The organism is Bacillus sp. FSL K6-3176, assembly GCF_038003325.1.
GTDB classification, from domain to species: domain Bacteria; phylum Bacillota; class Bacilli; order Bacillales; family Bacillaceae; genus Bacillus; species Bacillus altitudinis.
On the sequence record NZ_JBBOOX010000001.1, the window covers coordinates 1049714 to 1073898 of the forward strand.

Below are 24185 nucleotides of genomic sequence, written 5' to 3' on the forward strand. Positions count from 1 at the left end.
TCAAAAGTTGAACTAACAGTTTTAATTTGTATAATTAACTTAAAGTGAATTAATTTGGAGGAAAAAGGATAATGAAAATCATTGTGATCGGAGCAGGACCAGGGGGACTTGCAGCAGCTATGATGTTGCAAAGCAAAGGACATGATGTTCATATATATGAAAAACAGTCCTTTGTTGGCGGACGTAACTCTAAGTTTCAACTTGGTGATTTCACGTTTGATACAGGTCCTACTTTTCTCAGTATGATTCATATTGCAGAGGAACTATTCACCTTTGCCGGTAAAAATCTCTATGATTATATAGATGTGATTGAATTAAAAGAAATGTATAGATTAATCTTTCAAGATGAGAAGCTTGATATGATTCGAGATCGAGACGAAATGTACAAACGACTAGAAGCCTTTGCACCTGGTGAGGGCGAAGGGTATGTACGTTTTATGAATGACACAAAACGAAAAATGGACCGCCTAACGCCGATTCTACAAAGTAAAATGGATCGTTTCCATCATTATTTGCGTCCAAAAGTCATCAAAGCACTTCCTCAGCTCTCATTAAATAAAAGCTTATATGATGTGCTGTCGGATTATTTCTCAAATGAATCAGTGAAATATGCCTTTACATTCCAATCAAAATATTTAGGGATGTCACCTTGGGAATGCCCAGGAGCGTTCTCAATTCTTTCCTTTATGGAGCATGACACAGGCGTTTATCATCCGAAAGGCGGAGTGAATCAGCTGTCAGAAGCGATGGCAAAGGCAGCTGTTGAATCTGGGGCTACCCTTCATCTATCAACTGGAGTTGAGAAGTTGCTGACGGAAGGCAGGAAAGTGAAGGGCATTCGCTTAGAAACTGGTGAAGAAATACAGGCAGATGAGGTCGTCGTAAATGGTGATTTTGCACACGTGATGACAAAGCTTGTAGAGCCGGGTCTTTTAAAGAAATATAGCGAGAAGAAACTGAAAAAGAAAAAATTCTCATGCTCCACCTTTATGCTGTACCTAGGTTTAGATACGATATATGATGAGCCGCATCATACCATCGTTTTTTCCGATGACTATGCGAAGTTCGTCAAAGAGATTACAAAAACCTTTGAGCTGCCGGATGATCCGTCCATTTATATTCAAAATGCAAGTGTGACAGATGATTCGCTTGCGCCAAAAGGCAAGTCCGCTCTTTATGTGTTAGCACCCGTTGCCAATAATCAAAGCGGTATTGACTGGGAAGCGTATCAAGAAGAATTTAGAGAGCTTGTGCTGGATACACTGGAGCGGAAAACGGGTTTTAAGAATATCAGGCAGCATATCGAAGTCGAGCGGATGATCACGCCGAAGCATTGGGAAGAAGAGCTGTACGTGTATGAAGGAGCTACATTTAATCTTGGTCACCAGTTGACGCAGATGATGGTACTAAGGCCGCATAATGAATTTGATGAGTTGAAACACTGCTGGCTCGTTGGTGGAGGAACCCACCCAGGGAGCGGATTGCCAACCATTTTAGAATCAGCGCGTATCACGACAAATGCGATTCTGTCAAAAGAGAAACATACGCACAAAAGAGTGCCACATGAAGAAAAGGGGAGCGCCTCATGAAAAAACATATATTGATTGCTGGCGGCGGTATTGGCGGAATGATCTCAGCTCTCTATTTAAATAAAGCTGGACATGATGTCACCCTTGTTGAAAAAAATGAACGGCTCGGCGGGAGACTTGCTTTTGTACGTGAGAAAGGATATAAAGTAGATGAAGGTCCGACCATTGTCCTACTTCCTGATATGTTAAAAGGCATTTTACATGACGTAGGCATTGATGAAACATCTCTTGATCTCTTGCAGCTCGATCCGCTGTATACGATCCACTATCAAGATGGAACCTCCTACACGAAATACTCTGATACACGGCGACAACTAGAAGAAATCAAACGTGTATTTCCAAAGGAAGAACAGGGATATTTAACATTTATGCAAGAAATGACGGATCGGTTTCAAGAAGGGCAGCAAGCTTTTCTAGAAAAATCATTTCATGAAAAACGAACCTTTTTTACAAAAGCGAACATGAAGATTTTAATGAAATTAAAAGCATATCGAACCGTTCAAAGTTCTCTCAAAAAATATTTTTCAGATGAGCGCCTCCGAGATGCATATGCACTTCAAACCCTCTATGTCGGAGGAAATCCGTATGAAGCATCCGCCATTTATTCGCTTGTTTCATATAGTGAGCACGCACACGGAATTTACTATTTAAAAGGCGGATATGCGAGTTTAGTAGATATATTGGAGAGACAGCTCTTAAAGACGGGTGTACGCATAAGAAAAAGTGAAGAAGTCGCACAATTTGAGTTTGAGGGGAAACGTGTGGTCAAGGCAAAAATAAATGATGAGCACATAGCAGCTGATGCATTTGTGATGAACGGAGATTATCCAGCGGCGTTAAAACAGCTTGGTTTAGGTGAACAAGATCGGCGTAAATACGTTCCATCCTCCGGCTGCGTGATGGTGTATCTAGGGTTAAACAAAGTATACGATGAAGCACCTGTTCATCAATTTTTCATGGGAGAACACTTTGATCAGCATATGAGAGAGGTGTTCCAAACGAAAACGATACCTCAAGATCCATCATTTTATACGTTTAATCCATCGACCATCGATCCATCCCTTGCCCCAGAAGGCAGCAGTGTCCTATATATGCTCATTCCTGTTCCATCAGGAGATCACATCAATTGGGAACAAGAGACAGACTTTGTGGATAAAATGGTGGAGCGTCTTGAAAAAAGAGGCTTTCCACAGCTGCGAGAGGCGGTTGTCTGGCATAAGGTGAGAACACCGAATGATTCAATGCGAGAAGGATTGTTTGAAGGCGGCAGCTTTGGACTCGCTCCTAATTTGTTTCAATCAGGTGTGTTTCGCCCGCAAGTAAAGGTTGCAGATGTAGACAATCTATATGCGGTAGGTGCTTCCATCCATCCCGGCGGCGGGGTACCGATCGTGATGCAAAGTGCAAAGCTCATGGCTTCTGTACTGCTTAAAGATCTGAACAACAGAAAGGAAGTGAAGCTAAGTGGTTGATGTGCAAACAGCATTGAAAATATGTGAAGAGACCATTCAAACCCATTCAAAAACGTTTTATCGTGCCTTTTCCATGCTGCCTAAAAAGAAAAGACAGGCTGTTTGGGCTGTTTATTCTTTTTGTAGGAGAGCGGATGACATTGTAGATGAGTCTCCTTCACCAAAGGAAGAACTGGCGTCTTTTCAGGAGGCATTTGAACGTTTCTTGCAAGGAGAAGTAGATCGTGATGATCCAATGTGGGTGGCGCTGGAGTATACATTTCAACAGTTTCGTATGGATGAATCCCCATTCCGTGACCTGCTGCGAGGACAGGAGATGGATTTAGAGCAGCACCGGTATGAAACGTTAGATGAACTGCTCATCTATTCCTATCATGTCGCAAGTACAGTTGGATTAATGCTGCTTCCGATCATTGCACCGCGTAAAAAAGAACAGCTAAAAGAAGCCGCGATTTCCCTTGGGATTGGCATGCAGTTGACCAATATTCTTCGAGACATTGGTGAGGATAAGGCGGAAAGGAACCGCATTTATTTGCCAAAACAAGTCATGGATCAATTTGGGTATACAGAGCAAGAATTACAAGAAGGGATCGTCAATCAAGCCTTCCAGCACGTATGGGAATATATTGCGTTTGAGGCAGAGGCGTACTATGAGGAATTTTTTGACCATCTACATGAATTCCCACTTTATTCAAGGATACCGGTGAAAGCAGCTGCTCACTTTTATAAGGCTATTTTAGATAAAACTAGAGAAAACGAATACCGCGTCTTTACGAAGCGGTCATATATTTCAACACAAGAAAAAGCACTTATTTTAGAAGATATTACGTAATGAAAAGAAGACAAAAGGTAAAATAGAGTTCGTTCGTTTTAGCCCTTTGTCAACAATCTGAAAGGACTGCACCCGCAGTCCTTTTTATGTGGAAGTAAACCGATACTCCGTCCACACCCTTGAACGCCACCGCCTATACATAAAGATGCCTCTTACCCATTCATCCACGATAAAAGAAATCCAAACCCCGATCAGGCCCATCTCAAGTTGAATGCCTAATAAATAAGCGATCGGAAGGCCGATGCCCCACATTGAAATCATCGCCATATAGACTGGAAACTTCGCGTCACCAGCTGCCCTCAAGGAGTTGATGATGACCATATTAAAAGAACGTCCAGGCTCTAAAATAATCGTCAATATGAGGAGAAGGCTCGCGATTTGAATGATCTCACTGTTGCTAGTGAAAAAAGTAAGTAAATGCGTCGATGATAAAGATAAAGCAGTAGAAGAAAGAAGTGAGATGGCAATGGCCCAGTATAAGCTTTTCATGCATCTTCGATAGGCCGCATCAAATTCTTTCGCCCCGATCAGGCGCCCAATTAAGATTTGCGTTCCTTGGCTAATGGCGGCACCAAATAACATAATGAACATCATCAAATTCTGGGTATAGACTTTTGCTGCCAGTGCTTGCGTGCCCATAAATGTGATAAACAGCGTAATAATCATTTGAGAGCCATTATAAGAAAGCTGTTCTCCAGCAGAAGGAATGCCGATTTTTAGCAGTTTTTTTAAATGCGTTCGCTGGATGTAAAACATTCGCTTGAATGAAAAACGCAATCCAATGCGGTGTCGAACAATGAGAATCATGGCTGTTAGACCGATCAACCGTGCAAATGATGTGGAAAGAGCAACACCCATGACACCTAATACAGGGAAGCCAAATGGTCCAAAGATGACCAAATAATTACCAACAACGTTTAACAGATTCATACCGATGGTGACATACATCGTATCTCTCGTGAATCCATAGCTTTTTAAAATAGCACTATAGGTCATAATGAGCGCCTGTATAAAAGAAAGCAGGCCGACAATCTGTAAAAAGACGGTTGCATCTGGCATTAGCTCGCTTGATAATCCCATCATATGCAGGATGGGCACAGCTAACACAAACATAAGAAGACTGATCACAAAGCTAATGAGGAAGTTGGTGCCTAGTGATACATAGGCAACTTGGGTCGCTTCCTGCTTGCGGCCCGCTCCTAAAAGCTGCGCAATGACAATCGTCGTCCCAGTCGTAATGAAGCTGAACATCACAATCAATAGATTTAATAGCTGATTACTAACCCCTACTGCGGCAACACTATTGTCAGAATACTGGCTGAGCATCAGTGTATCTGCGCTCCCCATCAGCATATATAAAGAGATTTCGATAAAAATAGGCCAAGTTAATGCAAATAATGAAGGGTGGGATTTTTCACTTTTGGCTTGAACCTTTTGTATTGTGAGTGCTTGTGGTTTCATCACATCACCTTCTTTCGTATAAATCCGATTTATAGTGTACCTTGCATCGACTATATTAAGAAGAGATGAAACCGAAACTTATTGGAGAAATCCGACTTCATAAGGGGATGAATATGGGTCCGTTTATTACATTTACTGTACCGCCATTTCCAGTCTATATTGCTTCAGGCAAAGGTGTATTCCATCCAGGAGAACGACATATCTCCAGAATTTTCACCGTATTTGATCTTCTTTATGTCACGAAAGGGGAACTATGGATCACAGAAGACGAGGTGCCTCATCACGTAAAAGAGGGAGAATATATCATCTTATCACCGGGACTCGCCCATGGTGGACATCTGCCATGTAAAGAAGAAACACTTTATGAGTGGCTGCATTTCTCAATTGATCCATTTGAGTTTACAGATCGGCCGAGAGAACACTGGTTTGACATGAAGCAAAATCAAGCCACTTTTGAAAAAGCAGCAAGCTATGAATTTCGTCTGCCCCGAAAAGGAAAAGTGAAAGGGGGAAGCGTGCTACAGAAGCATCTTTTAGCGATGCGCGCTTTAAATGATGATGCGTCTGAACTTCAGCTCAAAAAGCAGCTTCAATTTGAGGAAATGCTCATCCATTTACAAAAAGAAGCATTTCATATTCCAAGTGCAAAGGAGACTGTCGCTTCAGAAGTGGTTCACTATCTTGAACGTCATTTTACGCAAAAATTACAGATGGAGAAGCTGGCAGAGATTCTTCATTATCATCCTGATTACATGACAAGGTGCATGCAGACCGTGTACGGACTGACGCCGAGCCAGTACATCAATCGCCTCAAAATTGAAAAAGCCAAAAGCCTACTTGCTTCAACGAATGAAAAAATAGCTCTCATTGCAGAACATGTAGGCATTGATGACCCTACTTATTTTTCAAAGCTGTTTCGGCAAAATGAAGGAATGACGCCTATCGAGTATCGTCATCTTGCTAAAAGAACGACAAAGTAAAGGAACGTGAACAGATGAAAGGAAAAAAAGAAGAGATTGTGAGCATACGTCCATTAGACGAAACCGATTTAGAAGTGGTATGGCATTTAAGGTTTAAAGCACCAGACCAGGCCTATCGAAAGTGGAATGCACCGTATTTTATTGAACATGACATATCGCTTGCTGCATTTAAAAAACGCTATTTACAGGATGAATCTGTCCTGCCAAAACTATTTGGCATTGATGTCGGAGGTGAATTAAAGGGCACAGTTTCTTATTATTGGGAGAATGAACGCACACGCTGGCTGGAGTGCGGGATTCTTATTTATGACTCGCGTTTTTGGAATGGGGGCGTTGGAACAAAGGCATTGCGTCTATGGATCGATGAACTCTTTTCACACATTGATATCCCACGCATCGGTCTGACCACCTGGTCTGGAAATGAACGAATGATGCGTTGCGCAGAGAAATGCGGGTTTATCCTTGAGGGAAGACTGCGTAAGGTACGTTACTATCAAGGGGAGTATTATGATTCGATGCGGTATGGGATGCTGAGAGAAGAATGGCAAAGCCTTCCGAATCATTCATTTGAATAGTTGTTTTTAAGATTAGGAAAAAAGTATAGTAAGATTCAATAAATTGAAAAAGAAGGGTGGCGGATGAATGTGAAATGGATTACAGGTTGGTTTGTATCCATCTTAGTCGCAATCTACCTATTCGTTGATGCACCAAAACACGGGAAAAATAAATGGTTATGGGCCATCTTAGGTCTTTTACTCGGGCTCTTCACACTTGGAATATATCTCATTCAAACAGGAAGAAAAGGGTTGGGCTGGACAGTACTGATTGTGTCCATTCTCATCTATGCGATTGCCATCCTCGTCTTTGTCTTGTACTTTCTCATGCTGGTCTTCGGGTACTCCAACGCAAATTAGAGAGTACGGCTGTGGCGATTTGTTTCACTTCAAGTTGCTACCGATTGATGGTTTGATTGCGCCAAAGCATCTTAGGATAAATGGTGATGGGGCTCGGGCAGGATGATCCTCATGTTTATCCATCTTATTTTATCTCATGTGGCTCACTGCTTTGGTCAAGTAAGTCCTTCATAAAGAAGGGCTTTTTTCTTTTATTTTTTGAGCAGGGACACCTGCAATGACAATCCGCTCTTCATGAAAGGAGCGATTCACTACTGCATTTGCTCCGATGGAAATATGATTCGCAATATAAATATTTCCAAACAGTTTAGCGCCAGGGCCGATCCATACACGATCTCCAATGACGGGCACATCTTTTTCATGATGGTTTTGACCGATATTCACGCCTTGATGAATATCACAAAACGATCCGATTTTGGCATGCTTGTTCACAATCAACAGCCCAGTATGGTTGATTCTGAGCCCAGGTCCAAATACACCAATTGGGATATCAAAGCCAAGCTGCATGCCTTTCTTTTTATGTAAGTAACGATAAAACCATTTGCGTAACGTAGCACCGCTATTCGTATAGTACTCATATTTTCGTAAATATCTTTGATATTTCCAAATATCATCCCCAAGCCACTTTGGTCTTTTTCGATTGATGGCAAGTGCTTTCTGATCTTGTGCCAAGTAGTGGTGAAGGTCATGCTTCGTTAAAATCATCAGATCTCCCTCGATTCCCTTTCGTTTCAGAGAAATTATACCATCATAACCATTTATATCAAGATAAAATAACGTTCATTTTTTGTTTTACTGCATTCATTTCATTCGGCCGTCCCGTATCAAACAAGGGAGCTACAACGCATAGAGCAAAAGAACCAGGAGAATTGTTTTGTAATTTTTTTCAATATTTTTCATACTCAAACGTTACATCGCCCTTATGGCTGTAGATGTTTGTAAAAAATACACGAAATTACTCGTTAAAAAGAGAATATAGCATTCATATGCTTTTAGAATCATCTTTTTGAATACAATTGACTTTCGTATCTTACATCCTCTAGGCTAGTAAATGAAAATGATAATCTTTATCAATTGGAGGAGTGTTTTATTATGTCCATCAAAACCGTTTCTAAAAATCAGCAATTTTTAGAGCAGCAAAGTCAAAGAGAATCTAATGCAAGGTCTTACCCGAGACGGTTCCCATTAGCCATGCAAAAAGCCGAAGGTATGATCGTGACAGATGCAGATGGTAGAGAATTTTATGACTGCCTAGCAGGTGCAGGAACACTTGCCCTTGGTCACAATCACCCGGTTGTTATAGATGCTATTGAACGTATGCTTCATGAAAAAAGACCGTTGCATACGCTGGACATCACTTCAGAGATTAAAGAAGAATTTGTGAATGAGATTTTTTCTCACTTGCCAGAGGAGTTTGCAAAAAGAGCGAAAATTCAATTTTGCGGACCAACTGGTGGTGATGCTATAGAAGCAGCAATTAAACTAGTCAAGACAGCGACGGGAAATCGTTCCATTCTATCATTCCACGGGGCATATCATGGTGCTACGCATGGCACGATGTCATTAAGCGGCAACTTATCGCCAAAGGAAAGAGTACAAGGATTAATGCCAGATGTTCACTTCCTGCCTTATCCATATGAATACCGCTGTCCATTTGGAATTGGCGGTAAAGATTCACATCGCATTTCCAGCTCTTATATTGAGCGTGTATTAAATGACCCTGAGAGTGGAATTCTCCCGCCAGCAGGCATGATCTTTGAAGCGGTGCAAGGGGAGGGCGGCTCCATCCCGGCATCAATTGAATGGATACAAGAAATGAGACGAATCACAAAAGAAAAAGGAATTCCACTTATTATTGACGAGGTTCAATCAGGCATCGGCCGAACTGGTAAGATGTTTGCCTTTGAACATGCTGGTATTGTGCCAGATGTCATTGTGTTATCAAAAGCAATTGGGGGAAGCCTTCCGCTATCAGTTGTGATTTATGACAAAGACTTAGATCAATGGAATCCAGGTGCACACATTGGCACGTTTAGAGGAAATCAAATGGCGATGGCAGCTGGAACTGCTACGCTTAAATTTATAAAAGAAACCAATCTGCTTGATCATGTAGAAGCGCTTGGTCAGCGTATGCAGGCCAATCTAAAAGACATTCAAAAACAAGTGCCTGCTCTCGGTGATGTGCGAGGAAGAGGATTAATGATTGGTGTTGAAGTTGTGAATCCAGATGAGAAACAGGATGTGGACGGCAGTTATCCAGCAAATCCAGAGCTAGCCAGTCTCATTCAAAAGAATTGTTTTGATAAAGGCTTAATTGTGGAGACAGGAGGCCGTTTTGGAAGTGTGATTCGATTCTTACCGCCTTTGATCATGACAGAAGAACAGCTTGAAAAAGTCATCACGATTTTTAAAGAGGCAGTTTACGATGCAGTCAACTAAACCATCTGTCGATTCATTATTTATTCAACAAAGCCAGCTTGGGAGGGAGTCCTTCCAAGCGGCTCTCTACGCATCCATCGACAGTTTACTGGCAGAGTGGCAAACAAGCAGAGGACCGTATAGCGGGATATTGCCTGGGAAATTAGCGACTCATGTCGAATCGTTATTCCAGATTCAACCGGCTGGTGAATCCATTGAGTCTGTTTTTCAAGATATAAAAAATCACCTTTTACCGCATTTGGTTGATGTGTCACATCCTAAATGCCTGGCACATTTGCATTGCCCACCTCTTATCCCTGCTCTGGCAGCAGAGGTGATCGTAAGTTCCTTTAACCAATCAATGGATTCCTTTGATCAAAGCGGCATTGCATCTTTGGTTGAGGAGGAAATCCTCAAGTGGTTATGTGAAAAGTTTTCTTATGGAGAACGAGCAGATGGGACCTTTACGAGCGGTGGAACCCAATCTAACTACATGGGACTGCTTTTAGCAAGAGATGCATTTTGCGAAAACACTTGGCAATGGAATGTACAGCAGAAAGGGTTGCCGAGCGAGGCAAACCGTATGCGGATTCTTTGCTCCAAGAATGCCCACTTCACTGTGAAAAAATCAGCATCTCAGCTAGGTTTAGGTGAACAGGCTGTTGTGTTAGTTGAGACAGACGAACATCATCGAATGGACCTGCATGATTTGCAGAAGAAGCTTATGGAGCTTAAGGAGCAGGATTTGCTTCCATTTGCAGTCGTGGCGACTTGCGGGACAACTGATTTTGGCAGTATTGATCCTGTACGTGACATATATGACATGGTGAAGCCTTTCGGTTTGTGGATTCATGCAGATGCTGCCTATGGAGGAGCGCTTGTATTAAGCAAAACGTTCCGAGGAAAATTAGATGGCATCGAGCTTGCTGATTCGATCACGATCGACTTTCATAAGCAATTTTATCAGCCGATCTCCTGCGGGGCATTTCTACTAAAGGATAAAAGACATTTTGGTTTGATTGATTACCATGCAGATTATCTCAATCCAAAGGAAGATGAACTGGAAGGCATTCTGCATCTCGTGAATAAATCTGTTCAGACGACGCGCCGGTTTGATGCACTAAAACTCCTTCTCTCTCTGCGTATGATTGGAGAAGAAGGATTTGCAGGTATCATTGACCATACCATCCATTTTGCGAAAGATGTGGCTACGTTGATTGAGAAAAATGAGCATCTTGAGGTGATCAATCCTGATCCAGAAATCAATGCAGTCGTGTTTCGTTTTATAGATGATCATCAAGCAGAGGACATCAATAAAGTCATTCATCGCACACTTTTCCAAACAGGAACGGCTGTCGTAGCAAAAACAGTAGCCGATGGTCAAACATGCTTAAAATTCACTTTGTTAAATCCGAGAACGACTATTACACATATTGAGGAAATCCTTTCTGACATTGTTGATATCGGGATCGCTCATATTCAATCCGGGAGGGTACTACGTTGAGTCAATATAAACAAATGGCTGAAAATGCAACGATGCAAAGCTTTTTAAACTGTTTTTTACGTGAAACAGGAATTGATCGATCTGCAAAGAAAGAGACAAAAGCAGACGGCTCACTTGTATTTGTAGCAGCATTAGCAAAACAAGATCTTGAGCTTGTCATTCCGATTCGATATTTTTCGCCTGTAGGCCGTCATCTCTTTGATTTTCCCGTTCGCTTTCGCCCGCAAGGCAGTGAGCAACAGGGGACGATCGTCGATTATACAACACTTGTTGCTTTATGTTCAAAGGAACTTCTCATTGAATACGGCCGCACAGATGCAGAGGATGAGTTCATGCTTCGCATCATTTTAAGCTGCCGGAATATTGAACGATTCATCAGAGAGAGAGAAAGTGATCGGGCAGCTCTTTCTTCAGCTGATTTTGAATATATCGAAGCGGAGCAGTCACTCCTTCTTGGGCATTTAACGCATCCTACACCAAAAAGCAGACAAGGAATGACAGAAGAGGAGGAAGCTATTTATTCTCCTGAGCTGAAAGGCTCTTTCCAACTTCATTACTTTAAAGCACATCCGTCAATTGTGCTTCAGGATTCTTCAATTTCACAGTCTGCGGCAAGCCTCATGTTTGAGGAGCTCATGCGCCAGATGCCAGAAGAAAAAGAGAGACTGACGACGTTAACAGAAGGCGGTCAATATGTCCTGATTCCGATTCATCCGCTGCAAGTCCAAGTGGTGATGGAGAAAGCGTTCGTCAAGCGTTATATAGAGGACGGAAAGCTGGCGTATTTAGGGCCACTAGGGTCTGAATACACAGCGACATCTTCCTTTAGAACGGTCTATCAAAAAGACTCTGCGTACATGCTCAAATTCTCTGTCCCTGTAAAGATCACAAACTCTTTACGCGTTAACAAACAAAAGGAACTTGATCGTGGAGTTGAGATGTCTCGTATCTTAAAAACAGAATTAGGCGTTTCTTTATATGACAAATTTTCTGGATTCCGTGTGATTGAAGATCCTGCGTATCTATCTATTCAAGGGGATGAGGCGGAATCTGGCTTTGAAGTCGTCATTCGTCAAAATCCATTTTTGCATCATGAAAAAGGGGCAAGCTTAATTGCAGGGCTATGTCAGGATCATGCATACGGAGAAAAATCACGCCTTTCAGGCATTATTCATGAATTAGCAGACGCTGAAGGCAGATCAACAGAAGATGTCAGCCGTGATTGGTTCACACAATATTTATCGATTTCGTTAGAGCCGATGCTTTGGTTGTTTGAAACGTATGGTCTTGCCCTTGAAGCCCATCAGCAAAATGCTGTCGTACAGCTAAAGAATGGATATCCGCACACATTCTATTATCGTGACAATCAAGGCTACTATTATAGCGAATCGAAAAAGGATCAGCTTGCGAAGCTTGTTCAAAACTTAAGCGTCAGAAGTGAAACCATTTGTGCAGACGATGTAGCGGTTGAGAGACTGCGTTACTATTTCTTCTTTAATCATTTGTTTGGTCTTGTGAATGGTTTTGGTACAGAGGGGCTTGCAAAAGAAGAAGATTTATTAGCCCTGATTAGAGACACACTGCTTGCGCATGAAGAGACATATGGTGCATCTGAGCTGACGAACAGTCTTCTTCGGTCACAGGAGCTGCCTTCAAAAGCGAACTTACTCACGAGGTTTGAAGATATGGATGAGCTGACGGGTTCTTTAGAAACGCAATCCAGGTACACGTCTGTGTTGAATCCGCTCTTTTTACATAAGGAGGCGCTGATTGGATGAGGCATCGAATTGGGTTCATTCGCGCTGAATATGAACGGGACGTCCAGCTTGTCCACAAGTGGATGCAAGAAGAGTATGTCCACCCATTTTGGCATTTGAATATTCCATTTCCTGCTTTTGAAAAGCGCTTTTATCAGGCCATTCATGATCCGCATCAAACCCTTTATTTAGGAACCATTGATGGAACGCCGATGAGCTATTTTGAAGCATACAATGTGAAAGGGGATATCATTGAATCGTACTATCAGCCTTCTCCGCATGATCAAGGCATTCACCTGTTAATTGGAGAGCCAGATTATGTAGGGAAAGGATTTGCGACTCCGCTGCTTCAAGCCATGACAGCATTTCAGTTTGAGCAGAACAAACGAACAGAAAAAATCGTGGCTGAGCCAGATATTCGGAACGAAAAAATGATTCATGTCTTTGAAAAGTGTGGATTCGAACGTGTGAAACCAGTCACTTTACCAGATAAAACAGGTCTTTTAATGTTTTGTCATCGAGATCGATTTGAAAGGAAGTATAACCATGACGCGGTTCAACAAGCAAAATAATGTAGTGGATGTCATTGGGATTGGCATTGGACCATTTAACCTAGGGCTTGCTGCATTATCTGAAGAAGTAAACGAAATTGACGCTTTGTTTTTTGAAAGAAGTGAAGCGTTCCACTGGCATCCAGGTATGCTCATTGAAGGGACAACACTTCAAGTCCCCTTTTTAGCGGATCTTGTCAGTATGGCGGATGTGAAAAGCAAATATAGCTTTCTCAACTATTTGCAGGAACAAAACCGTTTGTATTCATTTTACTTTCTAGAAGACTTCCATATCCCGCGCAAGGAATATAGCCATTATTGCCGCTGGGTCGCGGATCAATTAGATTCTTGCCGATTTGGCATGAATGTCGAATCTGTCTCCATTGTTGAAAAAGCTGGAGAAAAACGATATGAAGTGCATGTCCGTCATGTGAAAGATCAAACGGTAGAGGTGTTTGAAAGTAAGCATCTTGTTTTAGGTATCGGCACACAGCCTGCGGTACCAGCACCTCTTCAGCCAGCTTTAGGGGATCGGGTGTTTCATTCTGCTGATTACTTGAAACGAAAGAAAGAAGGCTGTTTTAAAGGAAAATCCGTGACGGTCATCGGTTCTGGTCAAAGTGCGGCAGAAGTATTCTATGACATTTTATCAGACGATGAGGCGAAGGATATTCATTGGTTTACACGCTCTAAAGGGTTTTTCCCAATGGAATATTCAAATTTGGGTCTTGAGTATTTCTCTCCAGACTATATTGATTTCTTTTATGAGCTTCCGCAACCTAAAAAAGATGCGCTATTAAAGCAGCAAGATTTGCTGTATAAAGGCATCAGCTCAGCGATGATCCGAGATATTTATCACTTGCTTTATGAACGTTCTGCTTGCGGAGAGCAGCTGAACACCGTGCTGCAGGCGATGACGGAGGTCAATTTGATCGAGGAAACGAGGGACGGCTTATCGCTTTCATGCAATCAATGGGTCAAAGAGGAATCCTTTACGCATGAGACAGACATTGTCGTCTTGGCAACGGGCTATCAATCCGTATTACCGCCATTTATTGATCCGATTTCCCATCATATTCAGTGGGATCATCAAGGACGCTTCCAGGTTGAACGTGAATATCGATTGAAAACAAATACTTTAGGTGAAAATGATATTTTTGTACAAAATGCAGAGCTTCATACACATGGAGTAGGCGCACCAGATTTAGGGCTAGGGGCGTACCGAAACAGTGTCATTATCAATGAACTGGCTCGTCGACCTGTGTATCCACTTTATCAAAAGCATGTTTTCCAGACATTCGGTACACATAAACACGCAAATACATTTGAAGAAATCAAAGGGTAAGGAGGATGAACCGATGAGTGTACAAGATGAATTGAAAAAAGCGGTCAATCCTGCTGCTTGGAAAAAAGCAAACCAGCGAATGGTGGCAAAAATGCTGTCCGAATATATGTATGAGGATATGCTTCATCCCATTCAGCTAGATCATCAGGATGGCATCGCCCAATACGAATTAATCATTCACGAACAGAAGAAATATCGTTATCTCGCAAAACCTCGTTTGTTTGATAGTTTTGATACGATTGCTGAATCGATCGAGTGCTGTCAAGACGGAACATGGACAAAGGATGTTAGTGCCATTGTGTTTTTACTAGACATTCAGCCAATCATCCCAATGTCTTCTGAAACAACTGGCCATCTGATCAAAGAGCTTCACCATACCTTGTTAGCGGATGTTCATTTGCTGTCGAAAAAAGCACTTCATGCGGATGAGCTAACGGATACAGACTACGCATGGATTGAAGGCGAGATGACTGGTCATCCTTGGATCGTCTATAACAAAGGGCGTATTGGGTTCAGCTACGATGATTACTTAGCCTATGCACCTGAAAGGCAGGAAAGTGTGCAGCTGTCTTGGATTGCTGTTCACCGAGAACTTGCGACATTCCATGCGGTCGATCATGAGAACTATGAGCACATCATTGCCAAAGAATTAGACGAAGTCACGATTCGTCAATTCCAACGTGTGTTAAAAGATGAAGGGCTGAATGCGGCTGATTATTATATGATGCCTGTTCATAAATGGCAGTGGACGCATATGATCATCCAGCATTTCCCCGAAGATTTGGCCATGCGCCGCATAGTGTATTTGGGAGAAGGGCTGGATCAATATATTCCACAGCAATCGATCAGAACCTTTACGAACATCTCAAATAAAGGCAAGCATCATATTAAACTGCCAATGAGTATTTTAAATACGCTAGTGTACCGGGGGCTCCCATCAGAACGTACAGTTATTGCGCCACGTATTACAGCGCATATTAAAGGAATTGCCGATCAAGACGCCTTTTTATCCGATGTATGCCGCGTGATTTTACCAGGTGAGAATGCGAGTATCAATGTTGATCATCCTTATTACAGCAAGCTACCTGGTGCGCCATATCAATACCTTGAAATGCTTGGGGTCATTTTTAGAGAAAGCATTTATACGTATTTAGATGAAGGGGAGAGCCCTGTTACGCTGGCGGCACTGACTTATGAGGATCATGAAGGCGAGCCTTATCTAAAGCAGCTCATTGAAAAATCGGGTCTGTCAGCAAAAGAATGGATGGCGTCATTCTTCCATGTTGTCATGCCGCCGCTTCTGCACTTTATGTATCAATATGGCACGGTGTTTTCACCGCACGGACAAAATACAATTCTTGTATTAAAAGATCACAAGCCGCATCGTTTGGCGATCAAAGATTTTGTTGATGATGTGAACATTAGTGATCAACCGCTGCCTGAATTGGCTTCATTAGAAGAAGATCTAAAGGAAGTGCTGCGTAGTGAGCCGCCTGAGGGTCTTGTACAATTTATTTTTACGGGCCTGTTTATTTGCAATCTTCGTTACGTGTCAAACGTGTTAGACAATCACAATCTGTTAGATGAAACGACGCTTTGGCGCTTGCTTGCAGAAGAAATTCAGCAGTATCAAAAGCAATTTCCACAGCTAAAAGATCGTTTTGCTTTATTTGATCTATTCCAGCCTCAGCTGACAAAGCTTTGCTTAAACCGTAATCGCATGATTGATTATGGCTATGGAGATGGAGATGACCGGCCGCATGCATCAGAGCATGGCAAGGTCACAAATGCACTCGCTCAAGTTCTCTCATCCGTAGGCGAAAAATAAAAAAGAAAAGCTGTAGACAACATCTGTCTACAGCTTTTTGATTTTTTATGAAAATGCTTGTGAGGCCAGAAAATAGAGAAGCGCCGGATCGTTCTGCTTTTCGATCCCACGAATCATCATAAAATGTGCGACGTTTGTTTTCGTAAATCCTGCTTCTACAAGTGATGCATGCAGGCGTTCAGCTGTTTCTTCCTGCATATCTAAACGAAAGGCGCCAGAATAAGACGTGAGAAGTGATTGAATGAGTGATAGCGCCGTTTGTTCATCGTTTGCTGCAAGCGGGCCAATCATCAGATTAGCTGGTGTTTCCACACCAAACGCGAAACCGGTGATTTCGTGGTGTTCATCCTTTGCGATCAGTTTAAATGCTGCTCGCTCCATTCGTTTTATTAAGAAGTTTGATCGATTGGTTCCTGCGCCTTTTTCATCCAGTCTTTCAATAGACGGGAGGTGCGTTTCATCAGCGGGAAAAAGATGAATCTGATGTGACACGTGAAGCGCACTAGGATTTGTTTTTTGTGCTTTGTATGTATGAATATAACCGGCTGTCTGAAAGCCGATTTTTTCATAGACTGGCTGTCCTTGTACAGTAGCCGTTAAAACGACAGGGACACTTGGATCACTATGACGAAGCAGTGTGTCAATCATTTGACGGGCAAGACCGAGGCCTCGATGTGTCTCAGATACAATGACCGCTCCAATTGATGCCACACTGTCATACTGAAAAAGTCCAGCGCATGAAATGACTTGTCCGTCAGTTGTTGTAAAACCGGTAAAATGTCCATTTGTTAAAAGAGATGTGAGCTCTTCCGCATTGTAATCAGGCCAATCGACCTCTTTTGACAATGCGACAAGGTCTGGTATGTCATCAAGGGTTAAAGATCGTTGAATAACGTTTGGCAATACACGCAACTCCTTCTTAGCTGATTTCTCTCTATGTATCGTACCATAAGAACGCATAAGAAAAAGGAAAAGGGGATACCTTTTCCTTTTGTCTAGTTTAATAATTGAGGTCACGGTTGTATTCATATTCAAAGGTGAGCTGTAAGTTCTTAATTGAGACAACGCCTACTTTGATTAACCGTCCACCGATCAATTGAGGAACCTCGGTTGCATTAAAAGAAACAAAAAAGCGGTCTTTTGCTGGCACTTGACTTGTTTTATAAGAAGAGATGTCAACTTTTTGACCGTTCCAAGGTACGTTCACTGTTCCGCCTTTTAAGGAAGAGACGGTGAATACATAATTATATGCATTTGTACTACCTTTTTCAGCTTCTAATGACAGTCCAGTGACAACGGCATCCTGCGGCAAGCTGTTTAAATCAAAAGAAGAGTTGGGAGATCCGGCTTCATTGAAACTATTCAATGTGGCAGGTGATCCATATCGTTTCGTTGTGCCTTTTTCAATACTTTTATCAAAGACAATACGATACATGTTGTCCTCTTCATTTAATAATTGCTTTGGTTTGACGGCTAAATAGTAGTCAGTACTGGCGGCAATTTTCGGCATATGGATGATTTCATTTTGGTTGTTTGTCCGCACAGAGGAAGACACGAGTGACCCGCTCTGATTGTAAAGATAAAGATCGAAATCATTTCCAGCTTTCACATTGACGAGTTTGATAGAAAAGCGGCCATCTGCTCCATCAAATTTAGAGCTGGTGAACCGATAAAAATCAATGTCATTCATAGAAGAGATACTGCCTTCGTGATATAAATAGGTCTTGTTTAGATGAAGAGAGTGCTGTAAAAATTGAGCTTTTTCCATCGTATCATTGTTTGCATAATCACTGTCTGGATACAGATGCTCCAATTCTTCTGTATAATATTTTGTTTGTTTCGTAGACGTTTCACTTGCTTGAGCAGGTGATTGGAAAAGAGGGCTAGCGATAAAGAGGCCTGTAAGCAATAAAACCCCGATCTTCTTTTTGAACATGACAAACATCTCCTTTTAAGTAAATGACTTTCATTTATAATATCGGTAAATAAACGTATTTTTTCATATATATTCCATTTTTATTTATAAAAAGAACCTCCAATTCAGGAGGTTTTTTTAGTGAACGTTAAAATATCGAGCTTCAGGATGAGAAACGACAATGGCTGAAACGGATGCTTCAGGCTCCATCATAAACCCTTCTGTGAGATGAATCCCGATTTTTTCTGGCTGCAGCAGATGGAATAGTTTTTCTTGGTCTTCTAGATTAGGGCACGCTGGATAGCCAAAGGAATAGCGCTGACCTTGATATTTGGCTTGGAACCGTTTCTCCATCGTGAAATCGACTGGGTCTGGGAATCCCCATTTATCACGAATTACTTGATGCGTTCGTTCAGCCAAGCCTTCTGCAAGCTCAAGTGCTAAAGCTTGGACCGCATGCATTTTTAAATAGTCACCCTCTTGTTTAAATTGCTGCGCAACTTCTCGTATGCGGGCACCAGCCGTCACTGCAAATAAGGCGATATAATCTTTCTCGTTCTCTCCGCTTTTCCGCACATAATCAGAAATAGACCGGTACGGAAGTTTTTCCTGTCTTGGAAATTGGAATGTCTCAATGACGCGGTCAGGCGCTTCTGGATCATAGATATGCAGGTCATTCCCATTTGAATTGGCAGGGAAGAATTGATAGACGAATGCAGGTGCAAACCAGTTTTTCTCTCTGCCTTCTTGAAGAAGATCTGTGATCAGTTGTTTTAACTCCAATGCTTTTGGATGCTGTTCAGCCAAGAGCTTTTTGACCTTTCCTTTTAAACCGAGATGATGGCCGATCAGCATTTGCTCATTGACATAGGGCATAATGTGGTGCAAATCAATATCCCGTACATAATGGCGTTTCGTATTTTCTGGCGTGAATATCGCTGCCTCCGGAAGTGTCGCGCGTTTTTCTAGTAATTCAATCACGGCTTTTGGCTGCTTTGTTTCTTTTTCCTTATGGAGTGTTTCTTGATCCTCTAAGGGTTTTGTTTGAAATTGAAGAGGGTTCGTTCTTAATTCATTCGCTAAAGACAGACCGTCCATTGCATCTTTGGCGTAAAGGACGGGGCCATCATATTGAGGCGAAATTTTCATCTTCGTAAACTTCCGTGAAAGCGCCGCGCCGCCCACCAAAATGGGAACAGAGATGTTTGCTTTTTGTAAATCTTGAGCGGTCAAGACCATTTGCTGTGCTGATTTGACAAGTAAACCTGATAGTCCAATCATATCTGGCTTTTCTTTTTGCACCGCTTCAATCAATGTTTGTGGGGTTACTTTGATTCCGAGATCGACGACGTGAAAGCCATTATTGCTCAAAATGATGTCGACCAGGTTTTTCCCTATATCATGGACATCGCCTTTGACGGTGGCGAGGAGAATCTTCCCTTTGCCGCTTGCGTCCTTTTTCTCCATAAATTGCTCAAGGTATGAAACAGATGCTTTCATGACCTCAGCGGATTGGAGGACTTCAGCTACAATCAATTCGTTTTGATTAAAAAGGCGCCCAACCTCCGACATTCCCTGCATTAATGGTCCATTGATGACATGAAGAGGTGATTCAAATTTTTCCAAAGCAAGGGCAAGGTCATCAATCAGTCCTTCTTTCGTCCCTTCGACGACATAGAGTGCCAGCCTTTCATCAAGTGATAAGGAGATCTTTGGTTTCTTCTCTGTTTTCTTTTTCCCGCGATAAAATTGGGTGAACTCAGCAAGGGTTTGATCATTTGTTTCATAAAGTAAAGTTTCAGCCAGCTTGATTTCTTCCTTTGGAATTGAAGCAAAGCGTTCAAGCTTTTCAGTATTCACGATCGCATAATCAAGTCCTGCTTTGACGCAGTGATACAAATAAACGGCATTCAATATTTCTCTGCCGACTGGTGGGAGTCCGAAAGACACGTTACTAATGCCTAAAATGGTGAGACATTCAGGCAGTACTGCTTTGATTCGCTCAATGCCTTTAATCGTCTCTTCAGCAGCACCAATATACTGTTCGTCTCCAGTACCTACTGGAAAGACAAGCGGGTCAAAAATGATATCACTCGCAGGGATTCCATATTTTTTCGTGAGCAGGTCATGGGATCTTACGGCAATTTCAAGTTTTCGATCTGCTGTGACGGCCATCCCTGTTTCATCGATTGTTCCAACAACAAGTGCGCCGCCATATAGCTTGACAAGCGGAAGAATCTCTTCAAAGCGCTCTTCTCCATCCTCTAAATTAATAGAATTAATAATGGCTTTTCCTTGAGAATACATGAGTGCTTTTTCGATGACATGTTTATCGGTTGAATCAATGACAAAAGGAGCTTTCACTTTTTTCATGGCTTCTTTTAAAAAGCCTTCCATGTCTGCTATCTCATCACGATCAGGGTCTGCTAAACACACATCAATGACGTGAGCGCCATTTTTCACTTGAGCACGGGCAATTTCTGCTGCCTCTTCAAACTTTTGTTCTGCGATGAGCCGTTTGAATTTGCGTGAACCAATGACATTTGTGCGCTCACCAACAAAGAGGGGGCGCATCGCTTCTTCATAAATGAGGGGCTCGATTCCTGATACGGTATGCGGTGATGACTCATGCGACATGCTGCGGGGCTGAAGCGGACGTACTTCATCTGATAATGCCTTAATATGTGCAGGCGTTGTACCGCAGCAGCCGCCAACGATATTTAACCAGCCTTCTTTTGCAAAAGCGGCGATTTTTTTAGCAAGCGAAGCAGGGGATTCGTGATATTGTCCTTCTTCATCAGGGAGACCAGCGTTTGGATAGCAGCTGACAGCCGACTTTGAGATGGAGGAAAGTGTACGGATATGGTCTGTCATAAATTCTGGACCAGTTGCACAGTTTAGTCCGACGCTGATTGGTTTCATATGCTCAAGTGAGATATAAAAGGCTTCAATATCTTGACCGGCAAGGGTGGTGCCCATTGGTTCGATCGTCCCTGACACCATCAGTGGTAGCTCAATACCGGTTGCGTGAAAGGCTTCTTGAATGCCTTTAAATCCAGCTTTGACATTCAGCATGTCTTGACTCGTTTCTAAAAGAAGAGCATCACATTTCCCATCAATCAGGGCGCGGGCTTGTTCTTCATAATTTGCAACGAGCTCTTCAAACGTTGTGCCGCCTGTCACGGATAATGTTTTTGTAGTGGGCCCCATTGCGCCTACTACAAAGCGGGGCCAGTCTGGCGTCGACAAACGGTCTGCTTCACGCTTTGCCAGCTGAGCTGCTTTTACGTTCAATTCATAGGCGAGATGGCCAAGTCCATATTCATCGAGAACGAGCTTCGTCGCACCGAATGTATTTGTTTCAATGAGGTCAGCACTTGCCTCTAGGTATTGCCGGTGAATCGTGGAGATAATGTGAGGGGCTGTGACGTTTAAATATTCGTTACAGCCCTCATACTCTTCTCCGCCGAAATCCTCTGCTGTGAGATCGGCGTTTTGAATCATTGTGCCCATTGCACCGTCAAGGACGAGGATGCGTTTTTTGAGCTGTTCAGTGATAGTTGGCATGGATGTTTGGCTCCTTTTCTTTCTGATGGATGTAAGTTGTCAGTTCTGCTGTTAAATCTGATCGAAGGAAAGGGGTAATTAAATAGATACCATTAAACAATTCGCAAGCTGTATCTAATAAAGAGCGGGCAATCGCTAACCCTTCTGTCCGCTGCTTTTCTTTATTTTCGCCTGCCTTGGCCATAATCTCACGAATCGAGTCAGACAATTTAATGCCGGGAATTTCATGATGAATAAACTCTGCGTTTCGGCTGCTTGTTAGCGGCATAATACCGATGTAAATCGGTTTATCCAAATGTCGGCTTTCTTCATGAATCTTCACAAGCTGTTCCTCAGAGTATACAGGTTGTGAAATAAAATAATCGGCACCGTATTCGATTTTCTTCTCGAGGCGTTTGACTGCTTTATCAATATGACGGACATTTGGATTAAACGCGCCAGCCACTGAAAAATTAGTCTTTTTCCCGAGCGGCTTCCCGGAGAAAGATAGTCCCTCGTTAAATTGTTTGATCAGACGGATCAAATCAAAGGAGGTTAAATCATACACAGATGTCGCACCTGGGAAGTCTCCAATTTTAGACGGATCGCCTGTGATGGCTAAAATATCGGTTAGTCCAAGTGTGTCCAGCCCCATTAAGTGGGATTGGAGTCCAATCAAATTGCGATCACGACATGTGATATGGACAAGTGAACGCATATCAAGCTGCTGTTTTAATAAAGCGCCGCATGCCACATTGCTAATACGCGGGGTAGCTAGAGAGTTATCGGCCAGTGTGAGGGCATCAATGCCTGCACTTTTTAATTCGTTCGCTGCGACGAGGAATTTTTCAAAGTTCAGCTTCTTCGGCGGGTCTAGCTCGACGATAATCGAACGTTTTTTCACAGCCAGCTCGTCAAGACCTGGTTCTGTCCGTTGATCTTGGATGGAAATGATTTCTTCTTTTAATATTTTCACTTCTTTTTCGGTGATAGGTGCTAAATCTTTGACCGCCTCAGCCATGGCGCTAATATGCTGAGGGGTTGTTCCGCAGCAGCCTCCAATGATTCGTGCGCCCTGATTTCTAAACTCAAGTGCACTTTTTCGGAAATAATCATTATCTGTATCATAGACGAGTCTGCCTTCTTCAAGGGAGGGGAGACTGCTGTTTGGATAGACAGATAAATGAGAATTTTCCAAAAGTGGAACACCTTCAAGTGCCTGAATCATATGATAAGGGCCCAGCCGGCAGTTAATGCCGACGACATCAGCGCCAAGTGAGGATAATTCAGATAAACCGTCTTTTAGCGGTGTCCCGTCCTGCAATACACCTTGCTCATGCATGGAGACGTTCATGACAATCGGAAGCGCTGTTTCTTTGCGAGCAATCTCAAGAACGGCTTTTGCTTCTTCAATATCGTAATATGTTTCAAGCAGTAATCCATCAGGCTCTTCATTTAAAAGGATATAGAGCTGTTCTCTAAAGCTCCGTTTAATCTCGTCTAAAGAGTAGGCATTTTTGTTAAATGTTCGAATGCCACCGATCGTTCCAAGGACATAAGCTGAGCCAGCGGCTGCTTTGGCAATTTGTACAGCTTTTGTGTTAATGCGTTTTGTTTCTTCTTCCAAACCGTAGCGGGATAGTTTAATATAATTCGCACCGTATGTGTTCGTTTGAATAATGTCCGCTCCAGCTTGCACATATGCCTCGTGCACTCTTTTGACTTCATCTTCTTTTGATAAATTTAATTCTTCAAAGCAGCGGTCAATGCCATAAGAGTATAAAAGTGTTCCCATTGCTCCATCAGCAATCAGTACGCGATTTTGTAAGTCTTGTAATAGGCCCATTGGTTTCCTCCTTATTTCTATGTAACAAAAAAAGCCTTCTGATAAGAAGAAGACTTTTTGGCTGTATTGAAATTCTTCTCCTTATCTTCCAAGCAGTTGCTTGCTGGATTTAGCACCTTGGTCATAGAAAATAGATTTCTACTACACCGGTTGCTGAGGCTTCACAGGGCCAGTCCCTCTGCCTCTCTTGATAAGAAAGCGATATGAACATGTCAATGAATTGAACT

At 42.4% G+C, this 24185-nt stretch carries 18 protein-coding genes and 1 riboswitch; of the genes, 12 read left to right on the forward strand and 6 right to left on the reverse strand.

The features are described 5' to 3' along the window. Positions 1-71 precede the first annotated feature (71 nt). Genes MHB38_RS05340 through MHB38_RS05350 form a run of 3 tightly spaced genes read left to right on the forward strand, consistent with a single transcriptional unit; the run spans position 72 to position 3893 of the window. Complete coding sequence (locus MHB38_RS05340; RefSeq protein WP_017366984.1) at positions 72-1589, forward strand: phytoene desaturase family protein; 1518 nt, start codon at positions 72-74, stop codon at positions 1587-1589. Further along, the gene (locus MHB38_RS05345) at positions 1586-3061 is read left to right on the forward strand and encodes a phytoene desaturase family protein (protein WP_202734575.1); all 1476 of its coding nucleotides are present in this window, start codon (positions 1586-1588) and stop codon (positions 3059-3061) included. Before MHB38_RS05340 ends, MHB38_RS05345 begins: the two co-directional genes overlap by 4 nt. Beyond that, a complete protein-coding gene (locus MHB38_RS05350; RefSeq protein ID WP_024720032.1) occupies positions 3054-3893 on the forward strand; it encodes a phytoene/squalene synthase family protein in 840 nt (279 codons plus the stop codon). The genes MHB38_RS05345 and MHB38_RS05350 overlap by 8 nt, the downstream gene beginning before the upstream one ends. 84 nt (positions 3894-3977) lie before the next feature. On the opposite strand, the gene MHB38_RS05355 is transcribed toward MHB38_RS05350, so the two are convergent. After that, positions 3978-5354 carry an MATE family efflux transporter gene (locus MHB38_RS05355; protein WP_058213993.1) on the reverse strand — a complete coding sequence of 459 codons (1377 nt, stop codon included), beginning with the start codon at positions 5352-5354 and terminating at the stop codon, positions 3978-3980. Positions 5355-5467: 113 nt separating this feature from the next. Here MHB38_RS05355 and MHB38_RS05360 point away from each other — a divergent pair, with 113 nt between their 5' ends. From MHB38_RS05360 to MHB38_RS05370, 3 genes are all read left to right on the forward strand, one after another. Beyond that, positions 5468-6334 carry an AraC family transcriptional regulator gene (locus tag MHB38_RS05360; protein WP_108611352.1) on the forward strand — a complete coding sequence of 289 codons (867 nt, stop codon included), beginning with the start codon at positions 5468-5470 and terminating at the stop codon, positions 6332-6334. A 14-nt stretch (positions 6335-6348) separates the two neighbouring features. Continuing rightward, a complete protein-coding gene (locus MHB38_RS05365; protein WP_136944460.1) occupies positions 6349-6909 on the forward strand; it encodes a GNAT family N-acetyltransferase in 561 nt (186 codons plus the stop codon). 63 nt (positions 6910-6972) lie between these two features. Beyond that, positions 6973-7248 carry a hypothetical protein gene (locus MHB38_RS05370; protein ID WP_008348576.1) on the forward strand — a complete coding sequence of 92 codons (276 nt, stop codon included), beginning with the start codon at positions 6973-6975 and terminating at the stop codon, positions 7246-7248. 168 nt (positions 7249-7416) lie between these two features. Here MHB38_RS05370 and MHB38_RS05375 read toward each other — a convergent pair whose 3' ends face one another. After that, complete coding sequence (locus MHB38_RS05375) at positions 7417-7953, reverse strand: serine O-acetyltransferase (RefSeq protein WP_202734574.1); 537 nt, start codon at positions 7951-7953, stop codon at positions 7417-7419. A gap of 387 nt (positions 7954-8340) precedes the next feature. Between MHB38_RS05375 and MHB38_RS05380 the strand changes: the two genes are divergently transcribed. Genes MHB38_RS05380 through MHB38_RS05405 form a run of 6 tightly spaced genes read left to right on the forward strand, consistent with a single transcriptional unit; the run spans position 8341 to position 16651 of the window. Continuing rightward, positions 8341-9687 (forward strand): aspartate aminotransferase family protein, encoded by a 1347-nt coding sequence (locus tag MHB38_RS05380; protein WP_025207123.1) that lies wholly within the window; start codon positions 8341-8343, stop codon positions 9685-9687. Beyond that, positions 9674-11170 (forward strand): pyridoxal phosphate-dependent decarboxylase family protein, encoded by a 1497-nt coding sequence (locus MHB38_RS05385; protein WP_065460112.1) that lies wholly within the window; start codon positions 9674-9676, stop codon positions 11168-11170. The genes MHB38_RS05380 and MHB38_RS05385 overlap by 14 nt, the downstream gene beginning before the upstream one ends. Then, a complete protein-coding gene (locus MHB38_RS05390; RefSeq protein WP_076821912.1) occupies positions 11167-12948 on the forward strand; it encodes an IucA/IucC family protein in 1782 nt (593 codons plus the stop codon). The genes MHB38_RS05385 and MHB38_RS05390 overlap by 4 nt, the downstream gene beginning before the upstream one ends. Then, a complete protein-coding gene (locus MHB38_RS05395; RefSeq protein WP_065460116.1) occupies positions 12945-13499 on the forward strand; it encodes a GNAT family N-acetyltransferase in 555 nt (184 codons plus the stop codon). The genes MHB38_RS05390 and MHB38_RS05395 overlap by 4 nt, the downstream gene beginning before the upstream one ends. Continuing rightward, the gene (locus MHB38_RS05400; protein WP_025207126.1) at positions 13474-14823 is read left to right on the forward strand and encodes a lysine N(6)-hydroxylase/L-ornithine N(5)-oxygenase family protein; all 1350 of its coding nucleotides are present in this window, start codon (positions 13474-13476) and stop codon (positions 14821-14823) included. The genes MHB38_RS05395 and MHB38_RS05400 overlap by 26 nt, the downstream gene beginning before the upstream one ends. Before the next feature lie 13 nt (positions 14824-14836). Then, positions 14837-16651: an IucA/IucC family protein gene (locus MHB38_RS05405; RefSeq protein ID WP_341002706.1), complete on the forward strand. Its 1815-nt coding sequence runs from the start codon at positions 14837-14839 to the stop codon at positions 16649-16651. Between the two features lie 45 nt (positions 16652-16696). On the opposite strand, the gene MHB38_RS05410 is transcribed toward MHB38_RS05405, so the two are convergent. From MHB38_RS05410 to MHB38_RS05425, 4 genes are all read right to left on the reverse strand, one after another. Continuing rightward, positions 16697-17554: a GNAT family N-acetyltransferase gene (locus MHB38_RS05410; protein WP_202734573.1), complete on the reverse strand. Its 858-nt coding sequence runs from the start codon at positions 17552-17554 to the stop codon at positions 16697-16699. A gap of 97 nt (positions 17555-17651) precedes the next feature. Next, positions 17652-18587: an anti protein gene (locus MHB38_RS05415; protein WP_202734572.1), complete on the reverse strand. Its 936-nt coding sequence runs from the start codon at positions 18585-18587 to the stop codon at positions 17652-17654. 117 nt (positions 18588-18704) lie between these two features. Further along, complete coding sequence (metH, locus tag MHB38_RS05420; RefSeq protein ID WP_341002714.1) at positions 18705-22133, reverse strand: methionine synthase; 3429 nt, start codon at positions 22131-22133, stop codon at positions 18705-18707. Further along, a complete protein-coding gene (locus MHB38_RS05425; RefSeq protein WP_046527338.1) occupies positions 22117-23958 on the reverse strand; it encodes a bifunctional homocysteine S-methyltransferase/methylenetetrahydrofolate reductase in 1842 nt (613 codons plus the stop codon). Before MHB38_RS05425 ends, metH begins: the two co-directional genes overlap by 17 nt. A gap of 78 nt (positions 23959-24036) precedes the next feature. Continuing rightward, a riboswitch (SAM riboswitch) is annotated at positions 24037-24155 on the reverse strand. Positions 24156-24185 lie beyond the last annotated feature (30 nt).